The following is a 7561-nucleotide window of genomic DNA, read 5'->3' as shown; positions in this document are numbered from 1 at the left end:
TGCCTCCTATGTGCTTGTGATCATATTCATTGGCACCATGATCTTCACGAGAGCCTCTATCTGGTGGATGGCGGCCGTTTGGGTCGTCTGTGCCCCCACCTGGGCCTATACCACCTACCACTTCCGCAAGCTTGACCGCTTTAAGGTGATTTACACCTACGCGCTGGTTACCCTCTGCAGCCTGGCGTCCTGGCTGGAGATCTATTTTTGAACCTGCTGACCGGCCAGAGCGCCTGGAAACTCCCGTCGGACATGGCGCCAATGCAGGGCGGCAAGGCATAGCAGGGCGGCAAAGAGTGGGCGAAGGTTCATGGCCTTCAGTCGTTAGGGTCCAGTTCGAAAAGTTCGTTGACGGGTTTAATAAAAACCCGTGAGAGTTTCAGGGCGAGCACCGTCGAGGGGGCGTACTTCCCTTTGTTTAGCTAGGAAAGACAGGAATATTTATAGTCGCAGGCAGTAATTCCCGCTCAGCCCTGCGCGATGCGCCGGGCCAAGCCGCGGAAGATGAAGACATGGAAGGGCAGCAGCAGATACCAGTAGAGGCGTCCCCAGACCCCTCGGGGACGGAAGGTTGCGGTCTGGCGAAGCTCGCTGCCGGAAAGTTCGAATTCCAGCCAGGCTTCCCCGGGCATTTTCATCTCGGCGTAGAGCAGCAGTCGTCCCTCTTCGCGGTCCGCGTAGAGCACGCGCCAGAAATCGAGAGCGTCGCCGGCCTGCAGCTCGCGGCTGCCGCGGCGACCCCTTTGCAGTCCCACGCCCCCGGCCAGCTTGTCCAGGAAGCCCCGCAGGGCCCACAGGCCGTTGGCGTAGTACCAGCCGGTCTCCCCGCCTATATTCCAGACCCGGTCGCGCGCAGACCGGGGATCATCGGTCTCGAAGCGCTGCCTGTCCTTAAAGCAGCCGTAGACGGGCACCTCGGCCAGCCGGGAGACGCCGCCCCGGAGCGTCTCGCTTGAGCGCGCGTCGGTCCAGCTCGACAGCACATCTTTCTGCTCCAGCCTGTCAAAGGCAAGGGCGAGGGCCTGCCGGTAGGTAATCAGCTCGATCCCCAACAGCTCATGCAGCTCATTTTGCTCGCCGACGACCTCAACCTTCATGCTGTCTACCAGGTTCACGGCCAGCCGGTAGGAGGTGGAAGTCACGAAATAGAGCCAGTAGGAGGAAAGCCGGGGTGTAAGTACGGGCAGGGTGATGATAGTGCGTTTCAGTCCGCGCTCTTCGGCGAACTGCTCCAGCATCTCGCGGTAGGTCAGCACCTCGGGTCCGCCGATGTCGTAGCTCCGCCCGTAGCTGGCCTCCATCCCCAGCACGCCGGCCAGGAACTGGATCACATTGCGGATGGCGATGGGCTGGGTGGAAGTGTCCAGCCAGCGTGGGGCGATCATCACGGGCAGCTTCTCCACCAGGTCCCGGATGATCTCGAAAGAGGCGCTGCCTGAACCCACGATGATGCCCGCGCGCAGGGTGGTCAGCCCGTAGCCACCCCTGCCCAGCTCCTCCTCCACGCGCTTGCGTGAGCGCAGGTGCGGGGAGAGCTTCTTGGAGTTGACGATGCCGCCGAGGTAGATAACCTGCCGGGCAGCGGTCCGGTCCAGGCGTTCGCGGAAGTTGCGGGCGGCCCTAAGCTCCATGGATTCGAAGTCCTCGCCGGAGGCCGACATGGAGTGGATCAGGTAGTAGGCGGCGTCAATGTCGCCGGGAATAGCCTCCAGGCTTTTCAGTTCCAGGAAATCGAGCTCCACGACCTCCAGCCGGCCGTTGCCGTATGGTGAAGTGTCAAAGCGCTGGCGGTCGCGCACGCAACAGACCACCCGGTGGCCCTGGTCCAGGAGGACGGGCAGCAGCCGCTTGGCGATGTATCCGGTGGCGCCGGTCAGGAGTATCTTCATGCACCTGGGGTTAAAGAAGATGAGGGTGGCGGGGCTCTGCGAGGGGGAAATAACCGCCAGGCGGCTAACGATCGTTCCGCCCGGCGTCCTCCTGCGGAGGCCGGCGCTTAAGCAAATCGGCCTGCGGCCGATAACCCATAGGTATGCTCTATCCATAAATTCAACCAATAAGGGCACCTGGCTCATGAAATCCATCATGCGCACCCTGGGTATATTTGTTTTTGGCATCCTCTTCAGCATAGCTGCAGTGGCCGGGGTCGTGATTTATGCGCAGCAGGAGGGAGGCGATTCCCCCGATACTCCCGAAATAGAGTCCACCAAAGTGGAGACGCCGGAGGTGCGCAACTGGCAACCCGGCCGTGTGGGAGAGCGGGTGAAGCTGCACCGCGATCTCATCGATTCGCTGGGAACTGCGAAGATTCTGGACCGTTACGGCCAATCGCTGATTGTGGGCGATTTCCAGGACATGCGCATCAAGCGATTCAATCCCGCCGGTAACTTCATGAAGGCCTACGGCGTACCCAGCGGCAGGAGTGAGGAGGCCTTTGAGCACTACCTGGGCTACGCAATGACCGAATCGGGACGCCTCTATGTGCTCGACCATGGCAAGAGGCGAATGACTGCCTTCCAACTGGAAAGCGGAGCCCGGCTGTTTGACAAGGAGCTTGACTACCAGCCCTACCGGGTGACGGCCGTCGGAGGCTTCGTGGTGGTCCACGCCGCCATGACCGATTCCCTTTTTAGGGTCTACGATCCGGAAGGCAACCTGGAGGCTACCTTCAGTCCCTTTCCCAAAAACATGGAGAACGGAGCCTTCGACCTGGTGGGCGACCTCATCCCGTTTCCGCAGAGAGAGCTGTTTATCTATGCCCCCTCCGGCGCCAGCTATCTCTTCTATTACGACCTGCAGGGTAATGAGGTCAAGGAGGTCATCACCCCCGACCGCAATCTCTTCCGGGCCAAGGGCACGGGCAAGTTTCGCGACATGGATATCTTCGGGAAAGAGAAGGACCAGACCTCCGATTCTGCGTATGCCGACAGTTCAGGCGCCAGGGAGATCCCAGAACGCACGCGCACCTACGATCTGGACACCGACGGCCAGTACATCTATGCCAGCGTCTCCAAACTGAACACGCAGAACCCGCAGGGCTTCTCGCTGGTGGACGTTTTCCGTCTGGACACAGGTGAGTACGTAGAGTCCTTCCGCCTGCCCACCGAGGCCAATGACGTGGTGGTGATGGGCGGCGTTCTCTACTACCTCGACCGCCGGAGCGATTCCGTCCACGCCTACCGTATCCGCCGGGGTATTTCTTCGGGCGAGGCCGTGGCGGCGGAAGAATCCTGACTCCTAAGGTCTGGCGGAAGCCACTGCCGGCGATCTCGGATATCCACCATGCTTCCGGGACGGACGGTACCGGCCGGGAACAAAAGCCGACGGTTTGTTGTATGTATCGTATGATTCGAAGCATGGTCATGCGACCCCTTCTTTATCCCTGTTTGCTGTTCGGCCTGATGGCCGCTGCCCTGCCTGTATATGGCCAGGAATCCGCACAGGCTTCCGCCTCTCTGCAAGAGATCTGGATTCACCATGGAAAGGGCGACGTGATGCAGTTTATCCTGGAGGGAGGACGCGCCGCACGGCCCGCAGCGTCCGCAGGCATAGCATCTTTTATATACGGGGGAGATACCCTGCACACGGGAGACATGAATTTTCGGTACGTCGACAGGAGCCTGCGCTATATCCTTCCGGGACGCCTGGAGCTTATCTACCGCCCTGACCCGGCCTACGATCCAGGCTGGAGGGGCTCCCTTACCTTCCGCAATCTCTCTGACGACACCCTCAGCCTTAAGAATGTGGTCCCTTTCGGCGCGGACATGGGACGCGTGTATATCACCGGACAGGGCGACTCCGGGAACTCCAGCTCCTATCTCTTTCGGCCCGGTCGGCGTGCGGTCAATCTAAGCGTACCTGACAATGTCCGAGAGCTTGGCTACGCCGAAGTACGCCTGCAGGGGGGAGGCGCAGTTGCCGGACTTACCAGAAGGAGTTCACGCGAAGGAGACTCGCAGGAGCTTCGGCGATTTGAGATCTTGCTGATGCCAGGGGATACCATTACCTACGACTTTTGGGCCGACCATTTCATGGGGGAATGGCGGGAAGGGTTTCGCACCCTTATGTTGGAGCACAGCGGATACGTCCCCGCCGACAGCGCAAACATTCAAATAATTCCAGATGGATATATTCCGTAAATTATTTGCCATCAACATATTAGACTTTTTACTTAATATATATTAGAAGTGAAAAATACGTAGGATGGTAGGTGTCTGCCCATCGGGTTAACTCCCGGCTGATCCCCGGCTCGATTCACTCCAATTATAAACGTATTTATGACCTATGCCCTTATCCATAAGGCTTCTCACGACCGCGCTTCTGCTGGCCGCCCTGGCGGGCTGTGGGCTGAAGGGCGGGGAAGAGTCTTCACCGGAAACGGCAACCTCCTCCCCGCAGGCCATGTTTGAGCTGGATCCCGGCGCATTTGAATCCAACATCGACGGCCGGCAGACCGGCGTCTGGTTCCTTGGTCGGGAGGAGGGCATCCGGGTGGCGGTGACCAACTACGGGGGACGCATCGCAGGACTGCTGGTACCGGACCCCTCGGGCGACTATGCCAACGTGGTGCTGGGTTTCAACAGCCTGGAGGGCTTCCGCGAAGCCAGCGAGCCCTATTTCGGGGCGCTCATCGGGCGCTATGCCAACCGCATCGACGGGGGACGCTTCACCCTGAACGGCACCACCTATGAGCTGGCCCGTAACAACGGATCCAACCACCTGCACGGGGGACCCGGCGGCTTCCACACCGTGGTATGGGAGGTGACCGCCTCCAGCGACACCAGCCTGAGTCTACGCCATGTGTCGGAGGATGGGGAGGAGGGCTACCCCGGAAGGCTGACCGTGGAGGTGGACTACCGTCTGACCTCGGCCCGTGAACTGCGCATCGACTACCGCGCCGAAACCGATGCCCGGACGGTGCTCAACCTAACCAGCCACGGCTTTTTCAACCTGGGCGGGGCCGCCACAGGCACCATCAATGACCACCTGCTGGCTGTCAACGCCGACCGCTACGCGCCCATCCATTCCACCCTCATCCCCACCGGCGAGCTGGCACCCGTGGAGGGCACCCCTTTTGATTTCCGCCGTCCCACGCCCATCGGGCAGCGGGTGGGTGCGGACCATCCCCAGCTGGCGCACGGTTCAGGCTACGACCACAACTTTGTTCTGAGGGAAGCGGGCGCAGCCCCGGCTTTCAGCATCTCGGGTGAGGTGCCGACGAGTGGCTGGGAGGAGGCGCCCATGCGCCTGGCAGCCCGGGCGGAAGATCCCTCCTCGGGACGCACCATGACCGTCTTCACCACGGAGCCGGGGCTGCAGTTCTACGGCGGAAATTTCCTGGACGGGAGCGATACGGGCAGGGAGGGAGAGCCCTACGGCCACCGAACGGCCTTCTGCCTGGAGCCGCAGCACTTTCCCGACAGCCCCAACCGGCCTGAGTTCCCCTCCACGGTGCTCGAAGCCGGGGAGGTCTACCGCAGCGCCACGGTCTTTCGATTCTGACCGGCCTACGTTTTTGCAGACTTATTGCCCGCCTCACTTCAACGGTAAACGGCGAGTGCGCCGGTGCAGGATTCATCCCGGCACGTCGAAGAATTCCACTTCCCCGGTCTCCAGCGAGTAGATGGCGCCCACCACCACCAGATCTCCACTCACCACCCGGCCTTTCAGTACTTCGGGCGAGTTGCGCAGTAGCTCGGCTGAGCGGCTGGCGTTGGCACGGACGCTTCGGCGGGAGAGCTCATCAGGGTCGTCTGCCGCCTCGCCCTTCATCAAGGGCTGCACGGCGGGGGCGATGCGTTTGACGATATCAACCAGGTTGACCGAGGGATTCTCGCTTGGCTGCCTCAGCTCATCGATGGTGGCCTGCACGGCCCCGCAGCCACTGTGTCCCATGACCACGACCAGTCGGGTGCCCAGCTGCTGCACAGCGTACTCCACGCTGCCGATGCCGGAAGGGTCCATTACGTTGCCAGCCACGCGAATCACGAAGAGGTCGCCGGCCCCGGCGTCGAAGACCGTCTCCACCGGGACGCGCGAATCGGCGCATCCCACCACTACGGCGTAGGGCTGCTGGCCCGTTGTGAGTTCGGGATGGTGGGCGCGTACACCGGGATCCGGGTTTCCGTTGACGTAGCGGCGGTTTCCATCTTTGAGGCGCTGCATGGCCTCCTCGGCGGGCAGTATAGGCATGCGGGATTCCGTTAATTAGATTGAGCAGTGCACAATTTCGCGCCCAAAATAGTAAATAGGGCAAAGGCTGGCAACAGAACCGGCTGCGGGACGGGATCGGACCAGTCTCAGATATCTGAATAGTTGACCCGCATGATCTCCCGGTCGCGGAGGATTTCCTGCACATCGGTGACTGGTCCCACGCGGGTGGTGTCGCCTACCGACAGGACGGCGATGACAGAATCGGAGTAGTCGGCGTGCCGCAGGGCCGTAGCTAGATCGGCGGGAAAGAGTTCGTGGCCGCGATAGAAAATCCTGCCGTCGCTGAGAATGTCCACGTGTAGATGATGGCGGTCGTAGTCGCGGTAGGCCGACGGGGAGAGCAGCTTCGAGGAGATGCGGCGCACGCCCTGCCCGTACAGCAGGCTGGTGGCTTTCATTACCAGGCCGGTGGGCGCCTCCTCCGAGATGATCATTCGCGCCCTGGTCATCTCGCCGGTGTGTAGGGCGCGCACGTGACTTGCCAGGGCGGAGTCATGGATGCGGTTGCCGTTGAAAAGCATGGTGCCATCACCTCCGATGCGCAGGTCCACCATCTCGTCGGTGTGGGGCGGAGGAAGCGTCTGTTCATTTTGCGGGGCATGGCAGGAGGCGAGTAGCAGGGCCAGAAACAGGCAGAGGGCGTAGCGCATGAGTGGGACGATCTGGGGTTGAAACTCAATTATACTACTAAGATAACATATAGCGGTCACTTAAGCCAGCCTGTGATGCTCATGCGGTCTCTTTCGGCCGGCAGCACTTCGTGCTCCACAATGTGGCTGCGAAAGATTACGGTTTTACTCCAGGTGGGATCGATGTGCAGTTTGGTGTCCGGCAGATAGAGCACCAGTTGTCCCCCGTAGGCCTGCTCCCAGTCGGGATTGAGGTAGGTGACCACGGAAAATTTTCGGGCGTCGTCCGACCGGAAACGGTCCAGGTGCCGCTTGTATAAGGTATGACGGGCGAAACAGGCGTAGTGGAACTCGAAATCGCTGATGCCGCTGAAACAGGTGCGGTTAAGATAGGCCTTGAGCTCGCGTATGCGTCCCATATAACCCCGTTCGAAGTATTTGGGTGAGTGGTCCTCGATCCAGCGGATGCGGTTGCTGCGAATGGTTTCATCCTTCGTGTGCTTGTCGCGGTTGCCAATACCAGCCGGCTCCAGCTCGTCGGCCTTCAATTTGCGAATAAGCTCACCGCGCAGCCCCTCCAGATCATCCTGGTTGAACAGGTCGCCCACCACCACATAGTCATGGTCCACCAGCGTGTCCGCTATTCGCTCGAACACCGCGGGGTCTGCTGGCTGTTCTTCGGGGTCCTGTTTACTCATGCGTTCCTCTCCGTATGCCCT

Annotated in this window: 8 protein-coding genes; 4 read left to right on the top strand and 4 right to left on the bottom strand. The window is 60.7% G+C overall.

Translation table 11 applies throughout. From position 1 onward, the window contains the following. The coding region (locus U5K31_15295) for a hypothetical protein (protein ID MDZ7774088.1) at positions 1-211 on the top strand (211 nt) is incomplete at its 5' end. A gap of 256 nt (positions 212-467) precedes the next feature. Here the strand turns inward: U5K31_15295 and U5K31_15290 are convergent. After that, positions 468-1889 carry an SDR family oxidoreductase gene (locus U5K31_15290; protein MDZ7774087.1) on the bottom strand — a complete coding sequence of 474 codons (1422 nt, stop codon included), beginning with the start codon at positions 1887-1889 and terminating at the stop codon, positions 468-470. A 184-nt stretch (positions 1890-2073) separates the two neighbouring features. On the opposite strand from U5K31_15290, the gene U5K31_15285 reads away from it, so the two are divergent. The 3 genes from U5K31_15285 (at position 2074) to U5K31_15275 (ending at position 5502) form a co-directional block, all read left to right on the top strand. Then, entirely contained in the window at positions 2074-3234 is a 1161-nt protein-coding gene (locus U5K31_15285; protein ID MDZ7774086.1) for a hypothetical protein, read from the top strand. 128 nt (positions 3235-3362) lie between these two features. After that, entirely contained in the window at positions 3363-4139 is a 777-nt protein-coding gene (locus U5K31_15280; protein MDZ7774085.1) for a hypothetical protein, read from the top strand. A gap of 145 nt (positions 4140-4284) precedes the next feature. Then, complete coding sequence (locus tag U5K31_15275) at positions 4285-5502, top strand: aldose epimerase family protein (protein ID MDZ7774084.1); 1218 nt, start codon at positions 4285-4287, stop codon at positions 5500-5502. 72 nt (positions 5503-5574) lie between these two features. Here U5K31_15275 and U5K31_15270 read toward each other — a convergent pair whose 3' ends face one another. The 3 genes from U5K31_15270 to U5K31_15260 form a co-directional block, all read right to left on the bottom strand. Continuing rightward, positions 5575-6192: a carbonic anhydrase gene (locus tag U5K31_15270; GenBank protein ID MDZ7774083.1), complete on the bottom strand. Its 618-nt coding sequence runs from the start codon at positions 6190-6192 to the stop codon at positions 5575-5577. Between the two features lie 107 nt (positions 6193-6299). Then, positions 6300-6863 (bottom strand): hypothetical protein, encoded by a 564-nt coding sequence (locus U5K31_15265; protein MDZ7774082.1) that lies wholly within the window; start codon positions 6861-6863, stop codon positions 6300-6302. A gap of 56 nt (positions 6864-6919) precedes the next feature. Beyond that, a complete protein-coding gene (locus U5K31_15260; protein MDZ7774081.1) occupies positions 6920-7540 on the bottom strand; it encodes a 2OG-Fe(II) oxygenase in 621 nt (206 codons plus the stop codon). Between the last annotated feature and the right edge of the window lie 21 nt (positions 7541-7561).

Source organism: Balneolaceae bacterium, assembly GCA_034521445.1.
Lineage (GTDB): Bacteria > Bacteroidota > Rhodothermia > Balneolales > Balneolaceae > JAXHMM01.
The sequence above is the reverse complement of the archived record's forward strand: the minus strand, read 5'-3'. Positions and strand labels throughout refer to the sequence as shown.